Raw genomic sequence first — 23,679 nt, 5'->3', positions numbered from 1 at the left:
AGCGTCGCAGTCGCTCTCAGTTGAGATCGCGCGGATACTCCTTGACCTCGTTGCGGTCGACGATCAGCTCATCACCATCATGGGCGGTGATGTGGGTCTCGATCCGCCAGACCTTTCGCAGCGCCCTTACCGTCGCCTTCACTGAAAGCCGCACCTGCCAGTCGCCGCGCCCATAGGACTTGTCCCATGTGCAGGTGCCGACCGCCGAGTTCGGATCGTCGGGGTGGATGGTGAACCGGTCGACATGCCTCGCCGCAACGGTCATCTGCGTATGTGGATGCCGCACCGTGCCGCCATCATTGACGACCTGATAGACGGTCTCGCCGGTGACCTGGTCCGTCGACACCGAGCGCTGGAAGCCGCCGCCCTTGGCCAGCACCTCCTGCTCCATCGACGCGGCGCTTTCCGCGCCCAAGAAAGCCCCCAGCGTGTCGTCCAGCTTCTGCGGTGGGCGCACTGGCAGGATCAGCCGGCTGTCGCCGCAATGGATCGACAGCGTCGCCTGCTCAGCGGTCGGGAAGACAATCGGCCAATGCGATGTCGCAAGCGCCAGCCGGATACGCTCGCCGACCTCGAAACGCTGCCCGCAGCAGCGCAGCTTGACGCGGACGGTCTCCGCCTGGCCCGGCACCATGGGTGCGATGTCCAGATCATCGTTGCGATGGCTCAGATTGAGAATACCGTAGCTGATACGCGAGGCGGCACCTTCAGGAAATACCTGCGACAGCGTGGCGGACAGAAGGGCGACGGGCTTGTCGGAGGAGAGCTTGACCTCGAATTCGGGGAAGCCAAGGATCTCGACCGCATCGGTCAACGGCGCCGTCTCGAAGATCAGGGCATTGCCTTCTTCCATGCGCTGGTCGACCGGCAAGGTCGGCATCACGCCATAGCCGCACCAGGCGCCGGACGACAGGCCGGCCGTCTGTGGCGATGAAACCTCCAGGATCGCGTTTGCGCCCTTGGCTTCGCTCAGCACATGCGGCGCAAGGTTCAGCACCTTTTCGCCGACGCCGGGTCCCGGCCACGCCGGTTCCGCCACCCAGCGGCCGGGCCGCTCGTCATAGATCGCCGCCGGCCGTGCGGGATCCTGGATCCAGGCGCGCAGCATCGGCTCGTCGGCAATGCCGGTGTCGATGCCCTTGAGATATTGATCCCACCAGCGCAGGCACTCCTGCAGGAAGCCGATACGCGGGCCGGGCATGGCGAAGTGCGGATATTTGTGGCCCCAGGGTCCGATCAGGCCCTTGCGAGGACCGCTCAGCTTTTCCAGCATCCGGAAGATCGGATTGGGATAGCCGTCGGCCCAGCCGCCGACGGCATAGACCGGGATTTCGACATCGGAATAGTCCTCGCAGATCGAGCCGTGCTTGTAGAAATCATCGCGGCGCTGGTGTTCGAACCAGTCCTGCATCCAGATGCCGTTGCCGTTCAGCCGCTGCTCCCAAAGATCGCGCCAGCGGTCGCCGACAACAAGCGGATCCGGCGGGGTCATGGCGATGGCCCAAGCGGTGGTGCCCCACATCAGATTGTCGCACATCATCGCGCCGCCGAGATAATGCACGTCGTCGTTGTAGCGGTCGTCGGTCGAGCACAGCGAGACGACGGCTTTCAGCGCCGGCGGCCGGCGGGCCGCGACCTGCAGCCCGTTGAAGCCGCCCCAGGAGATGCCGATCATGCCGACGCTTCCCGAACACCAAGGCTGCCGGGCCAGCCATTCGATGACCGCCAGGCAGTCATCCTGTTCCTGCTCCAGGTATTCGCCCTTGCATAGCCCCTCGCTGTCGCCCGAGCCGCGCATGTCGACCCGCACGCCGGCATAGCCGTGACCGGCGAAATAGGGATGCGTCAGCGCATCGCGCTCCACCGTTCCGTCACGCTTGCGATAGGGCAGATATTCGAGGATCGCCGGCACCGGATCGGCCTCGGCGTCTTCCGGCAGCCAGATTCTAGCCGCCAGCTTGACGCCGTCGGGCATCGGAATCCAAAGATTCTCGATCTCGCGGATTTTTCGCGGGAAATCGGTGACGACGCGGATATCTTGCATGGCGGCTCCTCTCAACGCCCCGGCCGACACTTGCGCCGGTGGCGGTCCTATGTGTTCAGCGGGAAATGGCAGGTCAGGCGGCTGTTTCCGACCGTGACCGGGACGGGGACATCGACCGCGCAACGGCCCTGGGCCTGCGGACAGCGTGTGTGAAATTCGCAGCCTGAAGGGCGCGCCAGCAGGGACGGAACGTCAGCCGGCAGCGTGATGCGCTGATGCACCCTGTCGGGATCGGGCTCCGGATTGGCGGACAGAAGTGCCGCCGTATAGGGATGATGCGGCGCGCGGAAGATCGCTTCGGTTTCACCCTGCTCGACGAAGCGTCCGAGATACATCACCGCCATGCGGTCGGCGATCTGGCGCACGACATGCAGATTGTGGGTGATGATCAGCATCGACAGGCCCATGCGGTCGCGCAGATCGTTGAGCAGGTTCAGCACCTCTCCCTGCACCGAGACGTCGAGGCCGGCGGTCGGTTCGTCGGCGACGACCAGCACGGGGTCCAGCGCGATCGCCCGCGCCACACCGACGCGGCGTGCCTGGCCGCCGGAAAGCTGGTGCGGGTAGCGGTCGGCGAAATCGCGCGGCAGTCCGACCAGCGCAAGAAGCCGTGTGACTTCGGCGTTGAGATCGCGATCCGATAGTCCGTGGATGACGAAAGGCTCCGACAGCAGCGAGCGCACGCTGAGCCGTGGTGACAGCGACCCGACCGGATCCTGGAACATCATCGGCATGCGCCGCCGCACCGGTTTCATGGCGGTGTTGGACAGGCCTTGCAGTTCCTGCCCTTCAAACAGGATCGTGCCCGCTTTCACCGGCTGAAGACCGTTGAGGGTGCGCGCCAGCGTCGTCTTGCCCGAGCCGGATTCGCCGACCAGCGCGAAGGTGCTGCCTCGTTGAAGAGTGAAGCTGACACCGGACACCGCTTCGATCTCGGTGGCTCGCCCGGCGAGCCTGGCGGACAGGCCGCCAACCCGGAACGAGACTCGCAAATCGCTGACGCGGAGCAGGTCGTCGGAGCTCATGCGTTCATCGCTCCCAAGGGAATGTCCGCATGCCAGCAGTGGGCGATGTGAGACCCACCGAGGATTGCGCTGGGAGGCGTCGTCAGGCATTGGGCGTCGGCGCGATCGCAGCGCGGCTGGAAGACGCAGCCGCTTGGTCGGCGGCGCAGGTCCGGCAAGGTCCCGGCGATGGTCGGCAGGCGGGCAACCCGCTGCGACAGCCGCGCGGGATCACAGGCCAAAAGCTTCTGCGTGTAGGGATGGCGCGCATCGTGGAAGATCTCGCGAGTCGTGCCGCTCTCCACCACCTCACCGGCATACATCACGATCATCTCGTCGCAGAGTTCGGCAATCACGCCCAGATGATGCGAGATGAACAGCACCGAGCAGCCGATGTCGCGCTGCAGATCCTTGAGCAGTTCGATGGTGGCCACCTCCAGCGTGGCATCGAGCGCAGTTGTCGGCTCGTCGGCGATCAGCAGCGCCGGTTCCATCATCAGCGCCATGGCGATGGCGATGCGCTGCTTCATGCCGCCGGAGAACTCGTGCGGAAACTGTGTCAGCCGGCTTTCCGGATCGGGAATCCGCACCTTGCGCAGCATGGCGACCGAACGCGCATCCTTGTCCCGCTTCGACAGACCGGAGCGATACTGGATGTCGCGCATCTGCCGCCCCACCGAAAGCACCGGGTTGAGCGCACCCATCGGATCCTGGAACACGGTGGCGATCCTTTGCCCGCGCAGGCCGCGCATCGCGGTCGGGTCGAGCCGGGCAAGGTCCTTGTCGCCCTCGAAGATGATCTCGCCCGATGTGATTTCACCATTGTCGGCGAGCAGGCCGAGAATGGCGTTGATGAGCGTCGATTTCCCGCAGCCGGATTCGCCGACCACGCCGACGCTGCGGTTGGCTGGTACGGAAAAGCTCACCTGCTTCAGCGCTTCCAGCCACCCGTTCTCGGTGTGGAAGGCGACGCTCAAATCTCTGACCTCGAGAACCGTCATGAGCGTCCCTTCAGCCGGGGATCGAAGAGGTCGCGCAGCGTCTCGCCGAAGAAGGTGAAGCCGAGCGTGGTCAGCACGATCGGCAGGCCGCCGGCAATCACGATCCAGTAGGAATCGCGGATGTTGGCGAAGCCGTCATTGAGGATTGCGCCCCAGCTCGGCGTCGGCGGCCGCACGCCGAGCCCGAGGAAACTCATTCCGGCCTCGATCGCCACCACCACGGGAATGTCCATCGATATCAGGATCAGGATCGGGCCGATGATGTTGGGCAGGATATGGACACGCAGGATGCGGCCCGCACTGGCGCCCATCGAGCGTGCCGCCATGACATGTTCGGCTGACTTCAGCACCAGCGTCTGGGTTCTGATGATGCGGGCATAACCCGGCACATTGACCAGCATCACCACCAGCACCACCGCGTAGAGGGAGGGGCCGAACAGGGTGACCAGCGTCAGCGCCAGCATGACGGTGGGAAAGCTCTTCACTGCATCGAAGATCAGCAGCAGCACATTGTCGAGCCAGCGCGGCCCATAGCCGGCGATCAGCCCGAGCACCACGCCGACAACCAGCGACACCGCTGTCGCGCCGAGCGCAATCAGCAATGCAACGCGTCCGCCGTATAGGACGCGAGTGAGAAGATCGCGGCCGAGATGGTCGGTGCCGAGCAGGTGAATGAGGCTGGGCGAAGCGAAGCGTTCGGCCGGCGATATCTTGCTCGGCGCATAGCTGGTCAGGGCGCTGGCGAACACCGCCGACAGCACCACCACCGTCACCAGCGTCAGGCCGACGGCGCCGAGCGGCTCGCGCATGATGCGGCGCACGGTGCGCCAGATCATGCCGAGACGGCTGCTGCGGGAGGGCAGCTCAGTTGAAACTTGATCTGACACGGGGATCCAATAGGCCGACCAGGATGTCGGCCGCTACGTTGACGAGGACGAAGAAGACCGTGGTGACCAGCACGGCTCCGGAAACGATGGGGTAGTTGCGCACCGAAATCGCCTCATAGACCAGCTTGCCTATGCCGGGGCGGGCGAAGACGATTTCGGCGAAGACGGAAGATGACAGCATGTGGCCGATGCCGACGCCGAGCAGGGTGATCGTCGGCAGCACGGCGATGCGCAGCGCGTAGGTGTAGACGATCCTGTTTTCGGTCAGACCGAAGGCGCGCGCCGTGCGGATATGGCTGGCCTCCAGCGTTTCCAGCATCGAGGCGCGCACCATGCGTGAGATGTAGCCGATCCAGCCAAGCCCGACCGCCAGCGACGGCAGGATGAGGTGCTGGAGCCGGCTGGCGAGGTCGCCCGGTTCGCCGGCGCCGATCGCCGGCAGCCATTGCAGCGCGACCGCAAACACCAGCAGCGAATAGATGGCGACGACGAAGGACGGCACGGCGATCATCGCCACCGACAGCACGCCGATCACCTGATCGACAAAGCCCCCGCGCCGCACTGCCGCGATGCAGCCAAGCGGGATGCCGAGCGCCACCGACCAGGTGATGCCGCCGACCACCAGCGCCAGCGTGAACGGAAGCTGTTCCATCACCACATCCAGCACCGGCCGGTTCGACAGAACCTCGGTGCCGAGGTCGCCGCGCAGGACCGATCCGTAGAAGTGCAGGAACTGCCGCCACACCGGCTGGTCGAGGCCCATGCGTACGCGCAGCGCCTCCATCATCTCCGGCGTCGCGCGCGGCCCCAGCGCGACGGAGGCCGGGTCGCCCGGAATGAGGTAAACCATGGCGAACATCATCATCATGGCGACGCTGATGATGATGGCGCCAAGCCACAGACGCTTGAGGGCGTAGCGGATCATTTTCGGTACCTGTCGGATGGTCTTTGGCGGGGACGAGTCCCGCCCGCCGATATCATGCCGGTTTGAAATCGGTGAACACGGGTTCGCCATTCGGCTTCAGGCCGGCCACAAGCGTGTCTCGATTCATGATGCCAGTGACCTCATGCGTGAGGAAAACATAATTGCCGTTCTCCTCCATCAGGTCCTGCAGCTTCTTGTAGATGACATCGCGCTTTGCCGGGTCGAGCTCGACCATGCCTTCGGCATTGAGCTTGTCGAACTCCTCGCTGGAAAAACGCTCCCAGTTCCAGACGCCGATCTGGTCGCGCGTGAACCAGGCTGTCGCCCAGCTCGGGTCCGGCTGCATGGAGAAGCGGCTGATGATCATCTGCAGCTTCTTGTAGTAGTCGCCTTCCTTGGCGCCCAGCGTCCAGAAGGTGCCGCTGTCGTTCTGCTTGATCTCCACGGTGAGGCCCACATCCTGCAGGTTCGACTGCACGACCTGCGCCGCGGTCAGGCGCTCCGTCTTGTTGAGAATGTCGAGCGTGATCGTCGCGCCGGCCAGTCCTTCCTTGGCGATCATGTCGCGGGCACGGTCCGGATCGAAATCGAACAGGTTCTTCTCGCGATGGCCGGGCAGGCCGGGCGCGATGATGCCGGTGGCCGTTGCGGCGGCGCCGAAATAGGCGGCGTCGACCACCGCCTTGCGATCCACGGCGTACTGAACCGCGCGGCGCATGTTGGGATTGTTGAAGGGAGCGACATCCTGGTTCATGCCGAGCCAGACAAAGGCCAGCGAAGGCTTCTCGACCACGGTCGTCTTTGGCGGCGGTGTCTGCTTTAGCCGCGAGATGGAGGAGACCGCGGTCCAGGTGTAATCGAGGTCGCCGGCTTCGTAGCCGAGTTCGGCGGTCTTCTCATCCTCGATCGGATGGATGTGGATTTCTGCGAAGGCGCCTTGCTCGTACTTCCAGTCGGGATTGCGCACCAGCACGGTGCGCTGCTTGGGCAGCCATTCCTTCAGGATGTAGGGGCCCGACTGGGCCACCGGCTTGACGCCCATCTTGCCACCGAGTTCGGTGATGGCGCGCTTCGACAGGATGGTGCCGGACGGCGTCGGCAAGGTCGACGTCCACAGCGGCGCGAAGGCCTGCTTCAGGTGGATCAGCCCCGACAGCTTGTCCTTGACCTCGACTTCCTTGAGCGTTGCCCAGTCGCCGGAATAGGGGCTTTTGTTGGCGGGGTCGGCGATGCGTTCGATCGAAAACTTGACGTCTTCGGCCGTCATCTGGCCGTAGCCGTCGGTGAAGCCGATATTGTCACGCAACTGGAAGGCGACGGTCAGCGGATCGAGCTGCTTGATCGTCTCTGCCGCCATCGGCCGCCAGCCCCAGCTGTCGCCCGGCGTGGTGACGACGAGGCCGGCGAAGATGACGCTGGTGATGTCGCCTTCGGGTGCCGCCAACCGGAAACAAGGGTCGAGCGTCTGGATGTCGGCGTAGGATCGCACCTTAAGGATCGGCCCGTCGCTCGACCAGGAAACTCGTGGATTGACCATTGAGGCGAGGCCGAAAGCGCCGGCTCCGGCAAGCAGGCTGCGGCGCGAAACCTTGGCGTTGGCTAGGATGGACATGCTCTACCCCTCTGCTGTTTTCGTTGTCTTGTTTTCAGGCCGCTGGCCATTCTCCAAGCCGGGCCGAATGTGTCGGTCAGCTAAAACTGCTAATAATAGACACGTATGTCTAGCGAAAATTTTGCCGGCATGTCCGAATCTTGGATACGAGCGATCTTGCGGAAAATCTCCACATCTGTTCCGACCCCGCCGGCGCGTCGACTTTGGCAAGCGGGCGGGCGAAATGTGATCGCCCACACGGCGCGGCCTGGCCTCGCCATTCGGTGGGACCTGGATCAAGTGCTTGAGCGGAGATGCGCCTCTCTGCTTCCCTTTACTTCCAGATTTCAGCCGCCAGGCGCATGAAATTGCCGCCCAGGACGTCGCGCACGGTCTGCTCGGACTGGCCGCGGCGCAGAAGAACCTCGGTCAGTTCGCGCATCTGACCTGGAGCCGCGTAGGTCGTCGCCCCTTCCGGATATTCGCTCTTGGGCCAGAATTGCGGATTGTCGGAAATGATACGGTCGATGCCTTTGACGTCGACGGGGAAGGCGTAGTCCAGCCCGATGCCGACATGATTTGGGCCAGCCATGTCAACGAGATATTCGATGTGGTCAGCCAGCCTGTCCGAGTCCGTGCGTCCCTCTCCCAGGAAACGATTGAGCCCTACGATCGCGACTATGCCGCCGGTGCGCGCGCAGGCCTTGATCTGCTCGTCGGTGATGTTGCGGCCATGGCCGCACAGGGCCTTGGCGTTGGAGTGCGAGAAAATAACAGGGCGGTTGGAGTACTCCATCACCTCCATCGAGGTGCGATAGCCGGTGTGGGTGACGTCGACGAACATGCCGAGTCGGTTCATCTCGTCGATGACCTGGCGGCCGAACGCCGTCAGGCTGGTCTCGACATCGTGGCAACCGCCGCCGGCGAGGTTGTTCCTGTTATAGGCGAACAGGATCTGGCGCACGCCCAGATGGTGATAGAACTCCACCATCTCGATGCGGCCGTCGAGTGCGTTCATGCCCTCGATGTCGAAGGTGATCGCCAGTTTGCCCTCGAGCTTGGCCTTGCGGATTTCCGCGACCGAGGAGACCAGCGTGTAGTGCTCGGGATTGGCAAGGATCCAGTGACGGAAATTTGCGAGCGTCCGCACTGTCTGCTCCCAGGGCAACAGGTCGAAGCCGACATCGATGGACAGATAGTCGATGCCGGCGTCGCGCCAGATCTGCAGATTGTTCAGGTCCGCAGCTGGGTCCGGCATGAAGCCGGAATGTGCGTCCCATATGATTTCAGTGTCGAAAATGGCCTTGGCGGCAGTCGAAACGCTCACTTTTTCCTCACTCTCTTGGCAACGCCGACACGACGGAAGGCCGGATCAAGCGGCGTTCCGGACGTGCGATCCAGATGCAGTGCGCCTCAAGTATCAGGCCACAGACACATGTGTCTAGACAGCTCCGAACGGGCCTATATGGTCGCCGTCGCTGCATGTCGCTCCGACCGGACCATCGGCAAAAGGGAGAACAAAGATGAGCTCAAACGGAAGCCATGGCGGGAGCGATAGCAGGCATATCGCCGTGATCGGCGGCGGCATTATCGGCTGCAGCGCGGCTTTCCATTTGCTGCGGTCCGGCGTGCGCCAAGTGACGGTCATCGATGCCGGCCAGCCGGGTGCCGCAACCACAAGCGCTGGTGCTGGCTTCGTCTCCCATTGGTCCGCCGGCATGATCCCGCTTGGCGAAGAGGGCCTTCAGCTGCAGCAATATGGCCTCGATTTCTATCGCAGGCTGCACGAGGTCGGCGTCGAGATCGGCTATCGGCCGAACGGCACCTTGGTCATGGCGCTGACCGAGGACGGGCGCGAGCGTTTCGTCCGACCGGTGCTGGACTCTCCTTATGCACCGCCGGAAATGCAGGATTTGAACGCCGCGCAGATCGGCCAGAAGATGCAGGGCCTCATCGATCCGGCGCGGGTCCATTCGGCCGCCTACAATCCGCATGGCATCCAGCTCGACACCAAGCTGGCGATGGGGGTACTGACCGGCCAGATCAGCGAGCTCGGCGGTGTTTTTCGCAGCGGCACACGCGTAACGGCCGTCCATGATGCCGGCGATCGGGTGACCATCGAGACCGATCAGGGCAGCCTTGAGGCTGACGGCGTGATCGTTGCCGCCGGCGCCTGGAACAACCAGGTCATGTCAGGCCTCGGCTGGAAGTTGCCGCTGCTGCGCGTCGTCGCAACGCGCATCGTCACCGACGATCGCGGGCTGCCGTCGACCATTCCCACGGTCCAGTGCCGCGAATTGCGGCTGTGGCTGCGCGAAACATTCGGCGCCGTCATGTGGGGAACCGGCCGGCATTACAAACCTCTCTACAAGACCGACGACAACGAGATCGAACCTGGCCAGCCGCACAATATCGAGCTGATGCGGGAGACCTCCGAGCAGGAGCTTGCCGAGTTGCAGACTGTGTTCCCGCCGCTGCGCGGTTCGACGATCGCGAGCTGGGCGCAAGGCGTGCCGTGCTACACGCCCGACAACGGCCTTGTCGTCGGCAAGGTGCCCGGCAGCGACAATGTCGTGGTCGTCGGCGGCGACAATGAGAGCGGCGTCACCCATGGACCGGGTCTTGGCCGGCTATCCTGCGAACTGGTCCTCGGGCACACCCCGTTCGTTTCCGCCGAGCGGTTCCGTGTCGATCGCTACGCCTCCGATGCCTTCAAGTCGGAGGCCGAGATCGAGGCCGCCATGCCGGCCTGGGGCGCGCGTCATGAAGCGTCGCGGTTTGGTCGCGAGGCCTGATCTGTTAGCTGTCGCCGACGCTGGCCAGCAGCGCCTGCGCCACCGCCCTGACCACCGGGCCGGCATTCTTCCTCATGACGATGTGGAAGGAGCCGGCGTGGCGACGCGAGGTTTTCGTCAGCCGGACGAGCTGGCCGCGACGCAGATGCTCGTCGGCAAACCCCGCCCAGGCGAGCGCAGCTCCGCGCCCGGCGATGGTTTCATGGATCATCGACATGTAGCTGGTGAACCGAGGCCCATCGAGTTTCCGCTCGGTTCCGATCCATGACTGCCAACTGTCGATCGCGCCGGGCGGCGTCACTTGGTGCAGCAGCGGCACCGCCAGGAAAGCCTCGGGGTCCTCCGAGGCGAGCCCCGGGTAACGCGCCAGGAACGCCGGTGCGCAAACCGGGAACCATTCGCCGTCGAGCAGTTTGTCGGCCACGAATTCGGGCCATTGCCCGGCTTCGCCGAAACGGATCGACAGCGCCACTTCGGGCTGGTCGAAATCCCTGTAATCGGTGGAAGTCTGCAAAAGCACCCGGTCGCCGGCCACCCGCGATGTGATGAGGTCGAAGCGTGGCATCAGCCATGCCTGCGCGAAATCGTGGCTGCAGCCGACCACGAATGTATCGCTGTCGTGCGCGGTCAAATCCTCGACCGCTTGCCTGATGGTGCCGAGACCCTCGCGGATCGCTTCGGCCAGCGTGTTGCCGGCCCCGGTGACGGCGACGCGGTTGCCTTTGCGCGTGAACAGCTCGACCGACAACTGGCGCTCGAGGTTGGCGACATGCCTGCTGACCGCCGATTGTGCGATGTTGAGCTCCTGCGCGGCCAGCGTCAGCCCGCCATGCCTGGCGGCAGCCTCGAAGACGACCATGGCGTTCAGCAGGGGAAGCGATGTCTTGAGGGTTTTCACGATCCGAACCTGCATTCATGCCTTTTCGATATGGAGGTCTATTATTTCTGTATTTGCCGCAAGCCTTTCCGCATCGCACACTCTATCGAAAAATCATCCTAACGCCAGCGAGCAGAAAGGTGTTTGCCGTGCAGGCCTACACACCGAACAGCCAGCCTATCGACAGAAGCGAGACCGTCAGGCTGATCGACCGGCAACGTCCGGACTGGTCGCTGGAACAGGCCTTCTATGCCGACCCTGCGATCTTCGCGCTGGAGCGTGACTTGTGGTTCCCACGCCAATGGATGCTTGTCGCCCATGCCAGCGAGGTGCCTGAAAAGGGCCGCTACATCGTGCGCCAGCTGTTCGACGAGGAGATCATCGTCGTGCGCTTCGGCGATGGCGAGGACGACATCGCGGCCTATTACAATGTCTGCACCCATCGCGGCTCGCGGCTCTGCGCCAAAGATGGTCGCGGCAAGCTTCTGGTCTGCCCCTATCATGCCTGGTCGTTCAGGCTGACCGGTGAATTGCAGTCGCGGCAGGATCTGCCGGCAAGCGTCGATCCGGAAGCGCTGGGACTGCACCGCGTGCCCTGCAAGGGTTTCGGCGGCCTCGTCTTCTGCGGCCTCGATGCTAGTTCGCTGCCCGACATCCAGCCTGTCGCGGACGGGCTGACGGGCGGCTTGCGCGAAAACGGCCTCGACCGTGCACGCATCGTCGCCCGCAAGAATTATCTGACCAAGGCGAACTGGAAGCTGGTGCTCGAGAATTTTCTCGAATGCTATCACTGCCGGCCGGCTCATCCCGAATATTACCGCGTCAACGGCCATGTCAAAGTGACCGCGACCCGCGATGCCGACAAGGCGGTCGAGTGGCAGAACGAAATCGAGGCCTGGCACAGCGTCATCGGCGATGCCGAGTTCCACAAGGGCGCATGGCAAGCAGGCGACCTCGACACGATGCCGTTTGCCATGCACCGCAAGCCGATCGGCTCCGGCCGTAACACGCTGTCCAATACGGGCGAGGGGCTCTCGTGCCTGATGGGTGGTCGTCACGCCTATGATGGCGGCGAAAGCGGCTTTCGCCTCGGACGCCTGTCGTTTGCAAGTGCTGCCAATGATTATGTCACGCTGTTCCAGATGATACCGCGCAACGCCATGGAAACAGACGTCATCCTGACCTGGCTCGTCGACAAGGATGCCGATAACGACATCGACGCCGATGCGATCAGCTGGATGTGGGACGTCACCACGGTGCAGGACAAGAAGATCACCGAGGACAATGCCGACGGCATTATGTCCCGTGCCTACCGGCCAGGCCCCTACACGCCGCTGGAAAGCCAGACCTCGTTCTTCGTGCAGACCTATCTGTCGGAACTGCGCTCGCTGATCACCGGCACGCGCGGCGCGACCGTCAGCCAGTGGTCCGCGCCGAAGGAACTTTTCGCATCGCCGAAGGCGGCGAGCTGCAACACGCGGCTCTGACCCGCGGCCGAAGATGCCTCTTTGAGGCGTCGCATTCCGATGCCATATGAAGGTGGCCGACGGAATGTTGCGGGAGAGACAGTTTATGACCAAAGGTTCGGACTTGTTCGTCGCGGCCCTCGAGAACGAAGGGGTCGAACGGATTTTCGGCATTCCCGGCGAAGAAAATCTCGATATCGTCGAATCCATCCGCCGCTCCTCGATCCAGCTGATCCTGACCCGCCACGAGCAGGCAGCCGCTTTCATGGCCGCCACCTATGGCAGGCTCACCGGCAAGGCAGGTGTGTGCATCACCACGCTTGGCCCAGGCGCGCTCAATCTTTCGACCGGTTCGGCCTATGCGCTGCTCGGCGCGATGCCGATGATCATGATCACCGGCCAGAAGGGCATCCTGTCATCCCGGCAAGCGCGCTTCCAGATCGTCGATATCGTCGCGGCGATGAAGCCGCTGACCAAGCTGTCGCGCCAGATCGTCTCGCCGAAGATGATCCCCTCGCTGGTGCGCGAAGCTTTCCGTGTCGCCCAGGAAGAGCGTCCCGGCCCCGTACATCTTGAACTGCCGGAAGACATTGCGGCGGCCGAGTGTGAACCGATCGCGCTGGTGCCGACGCACCCCGTCGAACTGCCGCTGGCCAGCCCGGGCGCGCTTGATCGCGCCGCCCGTATGATCATGGAAGCCAGGCGTCCGCTGTTGATGTTCGGCGCGGCGGCGTCGCGACCGCGCGTGACCCCCGATGTCGCGCAGTTCGTGCTGCGCACGCAAATTCCCTATTTCACCACGCAGATGGGCAAGGGAACCGTGCCCGGCGGCACGGAGCTCTATATGGGAACGGCAGCCCTTTCGGAGCGCGACTATGTGCACGAGGCCATCGAGCAGGCCGATCTGATCATCACCATCGGTCACGACACCGTGGAGAAGCCGCCCTTCATCATGGGAGCGAAGGGGCCGAAGGTCATTCATGTTGGCTACCAATCAGCCGATGTCGAGCAGGTCTATTTCCCGCAAGCCGAAATCGTCGGCGACCTCGGCCCTTCGCTGGCGCTGCTGGCCGACCGCATCGAGGGCAAGATCCCCAACGCGCAGGCCCTGCTGCCGCTGCGCGAAGGCATTCTGAGCCGGATCGCCGCGCGCGCCACCGAAGATCGCTTCACGCCGCAGCGCATCGTGCACGACGTGCGCGCCGTGATGCCGGCCGACGGGATTCTCGCCCTCGACAACGGCATGTACAAGATCTGGTTTGCGCGCAACTACCGGACGCGCATGGCAAACACGATCCTGCTCGACAATGCGCTGGCCACCATGGGCGCGGGCTTGCCGTCGGCGATGATGGCGGCACTACTCTATCCGCAGCGCCGTGTCATGGCCATCTGTGGCGATGGCGGGTTCATGATGAACAGCCAGGAACTGGAAACCGCCGTCAGGCTCAAGCTCAACCTCGTCGTCCTGCTGCTCGAAGACCATGCCTACGGCATGATCCGCTGGAAGCAGGCGGTTGACGAATTTCCGGATTTCGGCATGACCTTCGGCAATCCCGATTTCGTCAAGTATGCCGAGGCCTATGGCGCCAAGGGGACCAGGGTTGCGGAGATCGCCGACTTGCGGCCGGCGCTTGAAAAGGCCTTCACCGGCGGCGGCGTGCATCTCGTCGTCGTGCCCATCGACTATTCCGAAAACACCAGGGTGCTCGTCGACGAATTGCGCGAGCGGCTGCCAGCGCCGCAGACGCCCTGACGGCAGCGACAAGCCGCCGTCAGGATTGCTTGGGCGGAAGACCCTACACCTTGCAGTAAGGCGTCACCGGCTCGATGGTGCCGAAGTCCTTAGCGATCTCGTAGCCGATGCCGTCGGCCGCCGCCTTGCCTACATAGGAATGGCACAGCGTGTGGTTGTTGGTGGCGTCGACACGAATCTTGCCTTGCGGTGCGTCGAACTCGATCGACGGCAGCGCGGCCAGCACATCATCGTCCTTCAACGATCCAGCCTTCTCGGCGGCCAGCGCATAGAGATGCAGGCCGTTGTAGCCGGCCTCGCCGATGCCGTTGACCATCTTCTCCTGACCGAACTTCTCGCGGAAGCTCGAGATGAACTTCTTGTTGACCGGGTTGTCGAGCGCCATCCAGTAGGGTTGCGGCGCATAGGTGCCGGCCGCCACGCCGGGCGGCAGCGCGTCCTTGTTGAAGACCTCGTCGAGCGGGGCGATCAGCGGCTGCTTGATGTCGAAGCTGCGATACTGCTTGAGCTGGGTGACGGCGTCGTTGCCGACCACCATCGACCAGACGACATCGGGCTTCAGTGACTTGATCTTCTGGAAGGCCGGGCCGAAATCGGTGGTGCCGAACGGATAGTAGTCGGCGCCGATGATCTTGCCGCCGGCCTTCTCATAGGCCGCCGTGATCGCCTCGGTCATCTTCTGCGGCCAGGCATAGTCCGAAGCCATGACATAGATCGTCTTGCCGAGGTTCTCGGCCACCCACGGCATCATCGGGTCGACCTGCTGCATCGGGATCGGGCCGGTGGCGACGAAGTAGCGGTTGCATTCGCCGCCTTCGAAATTGGTCGGGTAGAAGAACAGCTTCTTGGCCTTCGAGGTGACCGACAGCGTGGCGCTGCGTTCGGGCGAAATGATCGTGCCCATGATCACGTCGACCTTGTCTTCGTTGATGAGCTTGCGCGCCTTGTCGATGGAGCCCTTGGTCGTGGTCTGGTTGTCCTCGATGATGAGCTCGACCTGGCGTCCGCCAATGCCGTTGGCGGCGTTGAGCTCGGCGGCGGCCAGCTTGTAGCAATTGAGCAGCGTCTCGCCGAGGATCGCCTGCAGCCCGGTGATCGGGATCGACAGGCCGACCTTGACGGTGTCGGCGGCGCGCAGGATCGACGGCGCGCCGACGATGGCGAAGGCGGCCGCGGCGCCGCCGGATTTCAAGACAGTTCTTCTGCTTATCATTGTTGTGTTCCCTTCCAGTCCCAGGCGCGCCCCATGCACGCCTTACAAAGCCAACAGGTCCAGGCGCGCTTCGGGCGGGCCCTATAAAGCCAACAAATCCTTGAGCAGGGTCTCGTCGGCGAACGCCTCCGGCGCGCCTTCATGGACGATCCTGCCCTTCTCCATCACCAGACAACGGTCCGATGCCTTGAGAACGAGATCGAGATTCTGTTCGACCAGAACGATCGCGATGCCGCGCTCGCGGGCTATGCGCGGCACCAGTTCGGCGATCGACTGCACGATGTTCGGCTGGATGCCTTCCGAGGGCTCGTCGAGCAGCAGCACCGACGGCAGACCGCAGAGTGCGCGGCCGATCGCCAGCATCTGCTGCTGGCCGCCCGAAAGCGTGCCGGCGACCTGCGCTTCGCGTTCGCGCAGGATTGGAAAATAGCCGAAGATGTCGGCCGGAATGCCGCCGTCGCCACGGTCCTTGGCGGCGCGGGTGCCGACTTCCAGGTTTTGCCGCACCGTCAGCTGGTTAAAGATCCCGCGCCCCTGGGGCACATGCGCGATGCCTGCGCGCGCGCGGCGGAAAGCCGGAGCGTTGGTGAGGTCCTGGTCGCGGAGGATTATGGCGCCGCCGCTTGCCCGCAAGCCGCCGGCGATGACGCGCAACAGCGTCGTCTTGCCGGCGCCGTTGCGGCCGAGCAAGCCGATCACTTCGCCCGGCGCGACGCTGAGGTCGATGCCGTTCAGCACGGGGAGCAGACCGTAGCCGGCCGACACCGCCATTGTTCGCAGCATGATCAGCGCCTCCCCAGATAGACATCGCGGACCATCTCGTCGGTCTCGATGTCATGGAAAGGACCGCTGCGCAGCCGGCGTCCCTGATGCAGCACCAACGTCTCGCAGTTCAGCGCCCGCACGAAGCGGATGTCGTGCTCGACGGCAACAATCGAGAACTCGCCCTTGAGGCGCAGCAGCATCTGCGCCGTCGCCAGCGTCTCCTGCGGCGTCATGCCGGCAGTGGGTTCATCGAGCAACAGCAGGCGCGGCTCTATCGCCAACGCCATCCCGATCTCCAGCCATTGCTTCTGGCCGTGCGCGAGCTCGCCGGCCAGCGTGGCGGCACGGTTACCGAGCGCGACCAGTTCCAAGAGTTCACCAACCGGGTGCACAGGCGAAGGCGCGCCCCAGCGCGCGACCTTCAGATTGTCCTCCACCGAGAGGTTCGGGAAGACCGAGGGTATCTGGAATTTGCGGGCGATGCCGAGCCGGGCGATGCGATGCAGCGGCAGTCCGGCGATGTCATGGCCGAGGAAGCGCACGCTGCCGCTGGTCGGACGCAGCGTGCCCGTCAGCACGTTGAGGAAAGTGCTCTTGCCAGCGCCGTTCGGCCCGATGATGCAGCAAAGCTCCTTGTCTCGTACGGTGAGGTTCAGAGCCTCCAGCGCCTGCAGTCCGCCAAAGCGGATACCGACATTTTCAGCCTGCAGCAGGATGTCGCTCATTGCGCGCGCCTCCTGCCCTTGAACAGGCCTTTCAGCCGCGCGTAGATCGACAGGATGCCATCCGGCAGGACGAAGACGATGATGACGAAGACACAGCCGAGCAGAAGGGGCCATAGGCTCGGGTTGAAGCTGCTGATCGTCTGCTGCGCGCGCTGAATGAAGATGGCGCCCAGTACTGGCCCAAGCAGCGTGCCGCGTCCGCCGACCGCCACCCAGACGACAACTTCCGTCGACAGAAGCAGCCCGGACAGATCGGGTGCCACCAGCCCGGCCATGCAGACATAGAGGGCGCCGGCAAGGCCGGCGATCGCCGCCGACAGGACGAAAGTGACAAGCAGCCGCAACGGCGCATTGTGGCCGAGCGCGGCCGCCCGGATTTCATTGTCTTGAATGGCGGTCAGCACCGTGCCCCAGCGGCCACGGCTGATCAACCAGAGCGCCAGCACCGTCATGGCGACGATGGCCGAGACGAAGATGTAGCTGGGCAGATCCTGGCTGAGATCGACGTGCAGCCCGCCAAGATCGAACTCGATCGGCGGGATGCCGATCAGGCCGCTGTCGCCGCCGGTAACCGAGCTCCAGGAGACCGCGGCCTGCTGGCAGATGACGCCCATGGCCAGCGTGACGATGGTGAAATAGCTGCCACGGATGCCGCCGAAGAACAGGAAGTAGCCGATGATGGCGGCGACGAAGGCCGCACCCGCCACCGCACCCATGATGCCGAGTAAGCTTCCAAAGGGGATGGCATCATTGAGTGTGACCAGCGCCATGATGTAGCCGCCGATGCCGAAAAAGGCGGCGTGGCCGAAACACAGGATTCCGGTGCGGCCCCAGAAGAAGTCGAGGCTCGCCGCGAAAAGGCCGAAGATCAGCGCGTCGCGGATCACCGTCAGCTGATAGCCGCCGGCAAAGAACGGATAGATGATCGCGAGCGCCACGCAGGTGGCGAAGATCAGCAGCCAGTTGCGATCACGGGCGATCATCGCGACGCTCCGTTGAACAGACCGTTGGGCCGCAGACGGACAGCGACGATAGCAGCCAGCAGCACGATCGCCTGCGCCAGCGACGGCGAGATCTGATAATTGAGGATGCTGGTCAGCCCGCCGACGAAGACGCTGCCGGCGACAAGGCCGCCAATCGAGCCGACGCCACCGACGATGACGACGAAGAAGGCGTTGGCGAGATAGTTCACCCCCATCTGCGGCAGCACGATCGCCAGTGGCGCGACCAGTCCGCCGGCAAGCCCGGCGATGGCCGCGCCGAAGGTGAAGGCAATGGCGTAGGTACGCCGCGTGTTGATGCCGACGCCCTCGGCCATCTCGCGGTTCTGGATGACGGTTCGGATATCGAGGCCGAAGGGCGTCCGGCTGATCAGCAGGATGACGCCGAGCAAGGTCAGCATGGCGATGCCGATCAGGATCAGCCGGTAGGCCGGATAGACGGTGAAGACGAGATCGAGCGTGCCCTCGATCGGCGGCGTCACCGGCTTGGCGCCGAGGCCGAAGGTCAGTTCCAGCCCTTGCTGCAGGATCAGGCTGACGCCCCAGGTGGCGAGCACGGTCGAGACAGGCCTGGAATAGAGATGGCGGATGATGGCGAATTCGAGGATACAGCCGACCACCGCGCCGGCGATGGGCGCCGCAGCCAATCCCAGCCAGAACGAGCCGCCCATGCTCTGGACGAAATAGACCGCGAAAGCACCGACGGTGACGAACTCGCCATGCGCCAAATTGGTGACGTTCATCAGGCCGAAGCTGATCGCCAGCCCGAGCCCGACCAGCATCAGGATGCTGATCAGCGTCAGAGCATTGAGCAGCGTGGTGATGAGAAAATCCATCGCGTCAGGCCGCGCTTGCGAGACGTTGGCGCAGGCCGGCGAGCAGCCCCTCTGCGGCATCGATCGCAGCAGCCTGGTGTGGCTGCAGATCCTGCCCAGCCCACTCGTCGATATGGTCCGACAGCGGATCGACCACTTCGGTACGGTGATTGGCCAGCGTCTCGATGACGGCATGGCCGCAGAACGGCACATAACCTTCGGAGTAGCCGCCCTCATGGGTCATGATCAGGCGTCCTTGCGATGTTTCCGCGGCCAACGCCACCATGCGCGCGGCGAGCCGCCTGAAGCATTCGCTGTTGAGCATCATGCGGCCGAGCGGATCAAAGCCTGACGCATCGAAGCCGGAAGCGACGATGACGAGGTCCGGTCTGTAGGCGCGCAGCGCAGGTGCGATGACGCGGTCGAAAGCCGCTTCATAGGCGCCGGTGCCGCTGCCCCCCGGCAGAGGTATGTTCATGTTGTAGCCTTTGCCGGCATCTTTCCCGTTGTCGGCCAGCGCACCGCGCCCGGTCGGGTAGAGATTGTCCTGATGCACGGAAATGGTCAGCACCGACGGGTCGGAATAGAACACCGTCTCGGTACCGTTGCCGTGGTGCACATCCCAGTCGACTATCGCCGCGCGCCCGAGCAAACCTTCATGCTGCAGCCGGCGGACAGCAACGCCGATGTTGGAGAACAGGCAGTTGCCCATCGCCTGGTCGGGTTCGGCATGATGCCCCGGCGGCCGCGCCAACGCATAGGCATTGTCGACGCGGCCGGTCAGCACCGCGCGCATGGCGGCATAGGTGGTGCCGGCAGACAGCAGCGCGATGTCGAAGCTGTTGAGACCGATCGGCGCCTGTGGTCCGGCGAAACCGGAGCCACGCTCGCTCAGCATGCGGATATCGTCGACATGGCGTTGCGTGTGCACGCGCAGCAGGTCCTCGATCGAGACTGGCTCTGGGATGATCGGCACCAGATGACGCGACAGGCCACTGACCTGGATGAGGTTGTTCAGCCGGCGCTTCGAGCCGGGCGATTCCAGATGGCGGCCGGGTTCCACGAAACGGCCGGGCGGCATCATGTCGGCGCTGGGGCCGGTGTCGTGCCACATCAGCTGTTCGTGAAAAACGTAGCCTGTCGCCATCCGCAGCGTCCTCCGAAAACCAGGTGACGCTAGCAGGCTGACGATCATGTGGCCCGACCCGAAAGAGGGGTTGTGCCCGTTATTCTATACCCCTCCTTTCGGAGGGGGATGGGCGCCTGCTGACCCTTGCGCGGCGCGCACCGCCTGCACCCGGTTGGATACCGCAAGCTTGCCGAAAATGTTCTTCAGGTGCCATTTCACCGTGGTTTCGCTCACCGACAGCGCCAAGGCGATATCGCGATTGGACATGCCCTCAGTGAGATAGCGCAGCAGTTCGGCCTCGCGCTGGGTGAGCTGTTCCTTCTCAGCGGTTGGTGCGGTCAGTTTGCTTGTCGCGACAGGCATCGCCTGCGCGGCATCGATGATGCGCGTCGCATAGGCTGACAGCGCGGGATCGGTCTTCGCCTGAGCCGCACGCAGCCGCCTCAACCCTTCGACGACAGGCCTTCCCTCGTCGACGAAGGAACGGATGAAGCCTGACGGCTGGGCAAGACGCAGTGCTTCGAGGAGATTGCGGTCTGCCTCGCGTTGGTCGTGGGCAGCGCTGGCAGCCTTGGCGTCCAGGATCAGCGCGAGGATATGGCGGCGCATGCGCCCGCTGCTTTTCGTTCGCACCAACAATTCGTCGAAAATTCGGGCGGCCGCGGCATAGGATTTCTCGGCCGTCAGCAGGCGGCCTTCGGCGAAGAACTCGAACTCGTTGGCTGTGGTGATGGCCATCGAAGCCTCGGTCCCTTCGCCGCGATGCTCGGTCAGCAGCGCGCGCGCCTCGACATTGCGGTTCTGGTCGAGCAGCACACGTATGCGGTCATGCACGATCATCGATGCCAGGCGGCGATAGACGGTGCCGCGCACGCGTTGATAGATGCGCTCAAGCATATCCAGTGCCGCTTCGGTGCGGCCGGTCAGCTGCAGCACGCGGGCATAGGTCGGCACGCTGGCCAAGGGATAGACGATCACCGCAGCGCCTTCGATCTGCGGTCCGAGATTCTCGACCAGCGTCAACGCCTCGCCCGACGCATTGGTCTCGTAGGCGAGTTCGGCAAGCAGCGTTCCGGCTAGGGCTTCGGCATAGGAGTTTGCACCGATCCGCGCCCTGGCCTCGATGATGGCGTTGCGCAGCAGCCGCTCTGCGGCGGGCAGGCGGCCCGCCGAACGCTCGATCACGGCCATGTAGCAATTGGCGATGGTGACGCCGAGCAGGCTGCCGCTTCGCTCGTGCGCCCGTCGTGCCGCGTCGATCGCGGCGCGGGCACCTTCGAGGTCGCCCAGCGCATAGAGGTTGTAGCCTATGACGTTGGCGGTCGCGCCCTCCATGAACCAGGCATCGGGCGCAATGACGCGCAGGGCCGCAAGGGCTGTGTCGCGCGCCTGATCGAACTGCTCCAGCGTGCTGTGCACGGCAGCGGCGAGGACCACGAGCTCGGCCTTTATCGTCGTGCCGGTCATGGTGCCCGGGTCACTGCCGTCGGCCGGTCCGGCCTCGACCAGCTTGCGCGCGTTGCTAAGCGTCTGCTGCGCAATCTCGGGTTGGCTGCTGTGCACCGCCAGCCACAGCACGACGAGTTGCAGCCGGATGCGCTGGTCAATCAGCGTCCTCGGCAGCAGCGCAAGCAACTGACGCACATAGAGGAGCTGGCACTGGGCGATGAGGTCGAGCGCATTGTTCTCGACGAACACCGCCGCGCGGGCATGGTCGCCGGCGGCCAACGCGTGCCCGATCGCCTCTGTCAGCATCTTGCGCTCGCCGAACCATTCGGCGGCCGCCAGATGCAGCGGCGCGATCATCTCCGGTTCGCGCCGCTCCATTTCGCGGCTGAGGAAATCGCGGAACAGATGATGGTAGCGGAACCAGCGCCGTTCTTCGTCGAGCGGCACCAGGAACAGGTTGCGCGTCTCGATCTCGGTAATCGCCGCCTCGGCATCGGCCGCCCGCATCACCGCTCGGCAGGCCTCGGCACTGAAGCGTTCGAAGATCGAACTGTAGAGCAGGAATTTTGCGATTGCCGGCGGCAGTTCCAGGAACACTTCGCCCATCAGGAAGTCGGCGACGTTTCGGTTGGCGCCGGTGAAGTTGCCGATGACGGTTTCGGGTGCATGTGCGGCACTCAGCGACAGCGAGGCCAGTTGCAGGCCGGCGGCCCATCCTTCGGTGCGCGAGCACAGGGTTTCCACCGCACCGCTGCTGACGCTCAAGCCCAGCTTGTCGTTGAAGAAGGCTTCCGCTTCTGACGAGGCGAAGCGCAGATCGTCCGGGCCGATTTCGAAGACGTCGCCAAGCACCCGGAGCTTGCCGAGCTGCAGGTCGGGCAGGCTGCGCGAGCCGATGACGAAGGCGACGTTTGCCGGCGCCTGCCGGGTCAGACGCTCCATGAACCGCTTCACCGCCGGCGCCTCGACGGCGTGGTAATCGTCGAAGAACAGGGTGATGTCGGCCTGGCGCGCCGCCAGACCCGCCACAAGTGCCGAGAGCACGACATCGAGCTGGGGGATCGGGCTCGACTGGAAGGCGAGGTCGAGTTCCGCTGGGCTCTGGACGAGATGGCGGAGCGCGCCAACCAGATGCGACAGGAAGGCGCCCTCGTCATTGTCGGTTGCCTCGCAGGACAGCCATGCGGTCAGACGGCCGTGGCGCGCGACTTCCGCGGCCCATTGCGACATCGTCGTCGATTTGCCGAAGCCGGCCGGCGCGGCGAACAGCACGATGCGCGTGTCGATATGGCGCTCCAGCGTCGACAGGATGGTCTCGCGGCGCACCCATCGGCGATGGTGCGGCGACGCTTGGCTGACGGATTGCGGGGCTGTTCTCATCTAGGTCCGCGCAACTTGTCGCTTTTCCGGGGAAAGCGCGGCTCCCTTGCCATTGCTCCACTCCGTTTCGATCAGCGGAATCTGCGGTGCGGCATCGCGCGGCAAGGTTCCCTTGATCCGGGGATCGTCGACGATCTCAAATCCGGTCGCGAACGGCACGAACCCGCAGGCACTGTAGAACCCGATGACACTGTGATGATCGAAGCTGCTTGTATGCAGCCAGATGCGGCTCGGGTTGAGACACCATGCGAGGTCCAGTGCCCCGGCCATCAGCCGTTTGCCGAAACCCCTGCCGGTCAGGGACGGGAACAGGCCAAAATAGATGATCTCGATCTCGCTGCTGTCGGCGACGAAGAATTCGACCATACCGAGATGGGCGCCGGTCTCGTCATGGCCGTAGTAGAGATGCTGGCGCGGGTCGGCGAAATGCTCGGTGATTTCGGCATCGGACATTTCGGAAACACGGTCCCAAAGCCAGGGCGCGCCGATCTCGAGGAAGATCGCCCGATAGGAAGCGCAGTCGGGCGTCGTGATCCGTGTCATGGCCAAGGGGTGCGCGAGATCGGGCTGCGGCGAGCGCGCCTCCATCCACGTCACGGCATTGGCAAGCTTGCCCGCCGGCAGGCGATGGTAGCCAATGGCGAGATCGGTGATTTCGGCCGGCATCATGTCTTCGGTGATCAACGCATTCCCCGTCATGTCTTCCAGAGATAGCAGTATCGGCTTGCTGCATCCGATGCCAACTCCCCAAGACCATGGCAGCATCGAACGGCAAACCTTGGACTGAAAGTTTGGCGCGTATGCCTCTTGCATTTCACAGGAATGGCATATGAGATATGATACACCATTCAGAAGAAAG

Annotated in this window: 19 protein-coding genes; 3 read left to right on the top strand and 16 right to left on the bottom strand. The window is 63.9% G+C overall.

The genetic code is table 11. From position 1 onward, the window contains the following. Positions 1-16: 16 nt before the first annotated feature. The 7 genes from EJ079_RS32060 to EJ079_RS32030 all read right to left on the bottom strand — a co-directional run bounded on the left by EJ079_RS32060 (position 17) and on the right by EJ079_RS32030 (position 8,779). Positions 17-2,044: a CocE/NonD family hydrolase gene (locus EJ079_RS32060; protein ID WP_127811123.1), complete on the bottom strand. Its 2,028-nt coding sequence runs from the start codon at positions 2,042-2,044 to the stop codon at positions 17-19. Positions 2,045-2,091: 47 nt separating this feature from the next. Next, on the bottom strand, positions 2,092-3,069 hold the full coding sequence (locus EJ079_RS32055) for an ABC transporter ATP-binding protein (RefSeq protein WP_127811122.1): 978 nt from the start codon (positions 3,067-3,069) through the stop codon (positions 2,092-2,094). After that, complete coding sequence (locus tag EJ079_RS32050; protein ID WP_127811121.1) at positions 3,066-4,049, bottom strand: ABC transporter ATP-binding protein; 984 nt, start codon at positions 4,047-4,049, stop codon at positions 3,066-3,068. The genes EJ079_RS32055 and EJ079_RS32050 overlap by 4 nt, the downstream gene beginning before the upstream one ends. Then, a complete protein-coding gene (locus EJ079_RS32045; RefSeq protein ID WP_127811120.1) occupies positions 4,046-4,885 on the bottom strand; it encodes an ABC transporter permease in 840 nt (279 codons plus the stop codon). Before EJ079_RS32045 ends, EJ079_RS32050 begins: the two co-directional genes overlap by 4 nt. Positions 4,886-4,913: 28 nt before the next feature. Beyond that, complete coding sequence (locus tag EJ079_RS32040) at positions 4,914-5,861, bottom strand: ABC transporter permease (RefSeq protein WP_127811119.1); 948 nt, start codon at positions 5,859-5,861, stop codon at positions 4,914-4,916. Positions 5,862-5,913: 52 nt separating this feature from the next. After that, positions 5,914-7,473: an ABC transporter substrate-binding protein gene (locus tag EJ079_RS32035; RefSeq protein ID WP_127811118.1), complete on the bottom strand. Its 1,560-nt coding sequence runs from the start codon at positions 7,471-7,473 to the stop codon at positions 5,914-5,916. A gap of 313 nt (positions 7,474-7,786) precedes the next feature. Then, a complete protein-coding gene (locus EJ079_RS32030; protein WP_127811117.1) occupies positions 7,787-8,779 on the bottom strand; it encodes a membrane dipeptidase in 993 nt (330 codons plus the stop codon). 196 nt (positions 8,780-8,975) lie between these two features. On the opposite strand from EJ079_RS32030, the gene EJ079_RS32025 reads away from it, so the two are divergent. Next, positions 8,976-10,247: an FAD-binding oxidoreductase gene (locus EJ079_RS32025; protein WP_127811116.1), complete on the top strand. Its 1,272-nt coding sequence runs from the start codon at positions 8,976-8,978 to the stop codon at positions 10,245-10,247. A 4-nt stretch (positions 10,248-10,251) separates the two neighbouring features. Here the strand turns inward: EJ079_RS32025 and EJ079_RS32020 are convergent, their stop codons facing one another. Further along, a complete protein-coding gene (locus EJ079_RS32020) occupies positions 10,252-11,160 on the bottom strand; it encodes a LysR family transcriptional regulator (RefSeq protein WP_164873897.1) in 909 nt (302 codons plus the stop codon). Between the two features lie 113 nt (positions 11,161-11,273). Here EJ079_RS32020 and EJ079_RS32015 point away from each other — a divergent pair, with 113 nt between their 5' ends. Together EJ079_RS32015 and EJ079_RS32010 are read left to right on the top strand one after the other, a co-directional pair. Continuing rightward, positions 11,274-12,611 (top strand): aromatic ring-hydroxylating dioxygenase subunit alpha, encoded by a 1,338-nt coding sequence (locus EJ079_RS32015; RefSeq protein ID WP_164873896.1) that lies wholly within the window; start codon positions 11,274-11,276, stop codon positions 12,609-12,611. A gap of 85 nt (positions 12,612-12,696) precedes the next feature. After that, positions 12,697-14,343 (top strand): acetolactate synthase large subunit, encoded by a 1,647-nt coding sequence (locus tag EJ079_RS32010; RefSeq protein WP_127811114.1) that lies wholly within the window; start codon positions 12,697-12,699, stop codon positions 14,341-14,343. Positions 14,344-14,386: 43 nt separating this feature from the next. Here the strand turns inward: EJ079_RS32010 and EJ079_RS32005 are convergent, their stop codons facing one another. From EJ079_RS32005 to EJ079_RS31970, 8 genes are all read right to left on the bottom strand, one after another. After that, positions 14,387-15,556, bottom strand: a complete 1,170-nt coding sequence (locus EJ079_RS32005) for a substrate-binding protein (RefSeq protein ID WP_127327020.1) — start codon at positions 15,554-15,556, stop codon at positions 14,387-14,389. An 81-nt stretch (positions 15,557-15,637) separates the two neighbouring features. Next, positions 15,638-16,339: an ABC transporter ATP-binding protein gene (locus EJ079_RS32000; RefSeq protein WP_127811113.1), complete on the bottom strand. Its 702-nt coding sequence runs from the start codon at positions 16,337-16,339 to the stop codon at positions 15,638-15,640. Positions 16,340-16,341: 2 nt separating this feature from the next. Then, entirely contained in the window at positions 16,342-17,046 is a 705-nt protein-coding gene (locus EJ079_RS31995) for an ATP-binding cassette domain-containing protein (protein WP_127811112.1), read from the bottom strand. Next, a complete protein-coding gene (locus EJ079_RS31990; protein ID WP_127811111.1) occupies positions 17,043-18,029 on the bottom strand; it encodes a branched-chain amino acid ABC transporter permease in 987 nt (328 codons plus the stop codon). Before EJ079_RS31990 ends, EJ079_RS31995 begins: the two co-directional genes overlap by 4 nt. Continuing rightward, positions 18,026-18,883 carry an urea ABC transporter permease subunit UrtB gene (urtB, locus tag EJ079_RS31985; protein WP_127270111.1) on the bottom strand — a complete coding sequence of 286 codons (858 nt, stop codon included), beginning with the start codon at positions 18,881-18,883 and terminating at the stop codon, positions 18,026-18,028. The genes EJ079_RS31990 and urtB overlap by 4 nt, the downstream gene beginning before the upstream one ends. Positions 18,884-18,887: 4 nt before the next feature. Then, positions 18,888-20,009, bottom strand: a complete 1,122-nt coding sequence (locus EJ079_RS31980; RefSeq protein WP_127267844.1) for a class II histone deacetylase — start codon at positions 20,007-20,009, stop codon at positions 18,888-18,890. 84 nt (positions 20,010-20,093) lie between these two features. Continuing rightward, positions 20,094-22,820 carry a LuxR C-terminal-related transcriptional regulator gene (locus EJ079_RS31975; protein WP_127811110.1) on the bottom strand — a complete coding sequence of 909 codons (2,727 nt, stop codon included), beginning with the start codon at positions 22,818-22,820 and terminating at the stop codon, positions 20,094-20,096. Further along, the gene (locus EJ079_RS31970; RefSeq protein ID WP_127811109.1) at positions 22,821-23,519 is read right to left on the bottom strand and encodes a GNAT family N-acetyltransferase; all 699 of its coding nucleotides are present in this window, start codon (positions 23,517-23,519) and stop codon (positions 22,821-22,823) included. Between the last annotated feature and the right edge of the window lie 160 nt (positions 23,520-23,679).

The organism is Mesorhizobium sp. M7A.F.Ce.TU.012.03.2.1, from assembly GCF_004006095.1.
Lineage (GTDB): Bacteria > Pseudomonadota > Alphaproteobacteria > Rhizobiales > Rhizobiaceae > Mesorhizobium.
The sequence above is the reverse complement of the archived record's forward strand: the minus strand, read 5'-3'. Positions and strand labels throughout refer to the sequence as shown.

What these genes read in the sequence shown, in the direction of transcription:
- EJ079_RS32060 (WP_127811123.1), bottom strand. Translation starts at nt 2,044, where the DNA reads ATGCAAGATATCCGCGTCGTCACCGATTTCCCGCGAAAAATCCGCGAG.
- EJ079_RS32055 (WP_127811122.1), bottom strand. Translation starts at nt 3,069, where the DNA reads ATGAGCTCCGACGACCTGCTCCGCGTCAGCGATTTGCGAGTCTCGTTC.
- EJ079_RS32050 (WP_127811121.1), bottom strand. Translation starts at nt 4,049, where the DNA reads ATGACGGTTCTCGAGGTCAGAGATTTGAGCGTCGCCTTCCACACCGAG.
- EJ079_RS32045 (WP_127811120.1), bottom strand. Translation starts at nt 4,885, where the DNA reads ATGATCTGGCGCACCGTGCGCCGCATCATGCGCGAGCCGCTCGGCGCC.
- EJ079_RS32040 (WP_127811119.1), bottom strand. Translation starts at nt 5,861, where the DNA reads ATGATCCGCTACGCCCTCAAGCGTCTGTGGCTTGGCGCCATCATCATC.
- EJ079_RS32035 (WP_127811118.1), bottom strand. Translation starts at nt 7,473, where the DNA reads ATGTCCATCCTAGCCAACGCCAAGGTTTCGCGCCGCAGCCTGCTTGCC.
- EJ079_RS32025 (WP_127811116.1), top strand. Translation starts at nt 8,976, where the DNA reads ATGAGCTCAAACGGAAGCCATGGCGGGAGCGATAGCAGGCATATCGCC.
- EJ079_RS32020 (WP_164873897.1), bottom strand. Translation starts at nt 11,160, where the DNA reads ATGCAGGTTCGGATCGTGAAAACCCTCAAGACATCGCTTCCCCTGCTG.
- EJ079_RS32010 (WP_127811114.1), top strand. Translation starts at nt 12,697, where the DNA reads ATGACCAAAGGTTCGGACTTGTTCGTCGCGGCCCTCGAGAACGAAGGG.
- EJ079_RS32005 (WP_127327020.1), bottom strand. Translation starts at nt 15,556, where the DNA reads ATGATAAGCAGAAGAACTGTCTTGAAATCCGGCGGCGCCGCGGCCGCC.
- EJ079_RS32000 (WP_127811113.1), bottom strand. Translation starts at nt 16,339, where the DNA reads ATGCTGCGAACAATGGCGGTGTCGGCCGGCTACGGTCTGCTCCCCGTG.
- EJ079_RS31995 (WP_127811112.1), bottom strand. Translation starts at nt 17,046, where the DNA reads ATGAGCGACATCCTGCTGCAGGCTGAAAATGTCGGTATCCGCTTTGGC.
- EJ079_RS31990 (WP_127811111.1), bottom strand. Translation starts at nt 18,029, where the DNA reads ATGATCGCCCGTGATCGCAACTGGCTGCTGATCTTCGCCACCTGCGTG.
- urtB (WP_127270111.1), bottom strand. Translation starts at nt 18,883, where the DNA reads ATGGATTTTCTCATCACCACGCTGCTCAATGCTCTGACGCTGATCAGC.
- EJ079_RS31980 (WP_127267844.1), bottom strand. Translation starts at nt 20,009, where the DNA reads ATGGCGACAGGCTACGTTTTTCACGAACAGCTGATGTGGCACGACACC.
- EJ079_RS31975 (WP_127811110.1), bottom strand. Translation starts at nt 22,820, where the DNA reads ATGAGAACAGCCCCGCAATCCGTCAGCCAAGCGTCGCCGCACCATCGC.
- EJ079_RS31970 (WP_127811109.1), bottom strand. Translation starts at nt 23,519, where the DNA reads ATGACGGGGAATGCGTTGATCACCGAAGACATGATGCCGGCCGAAATC.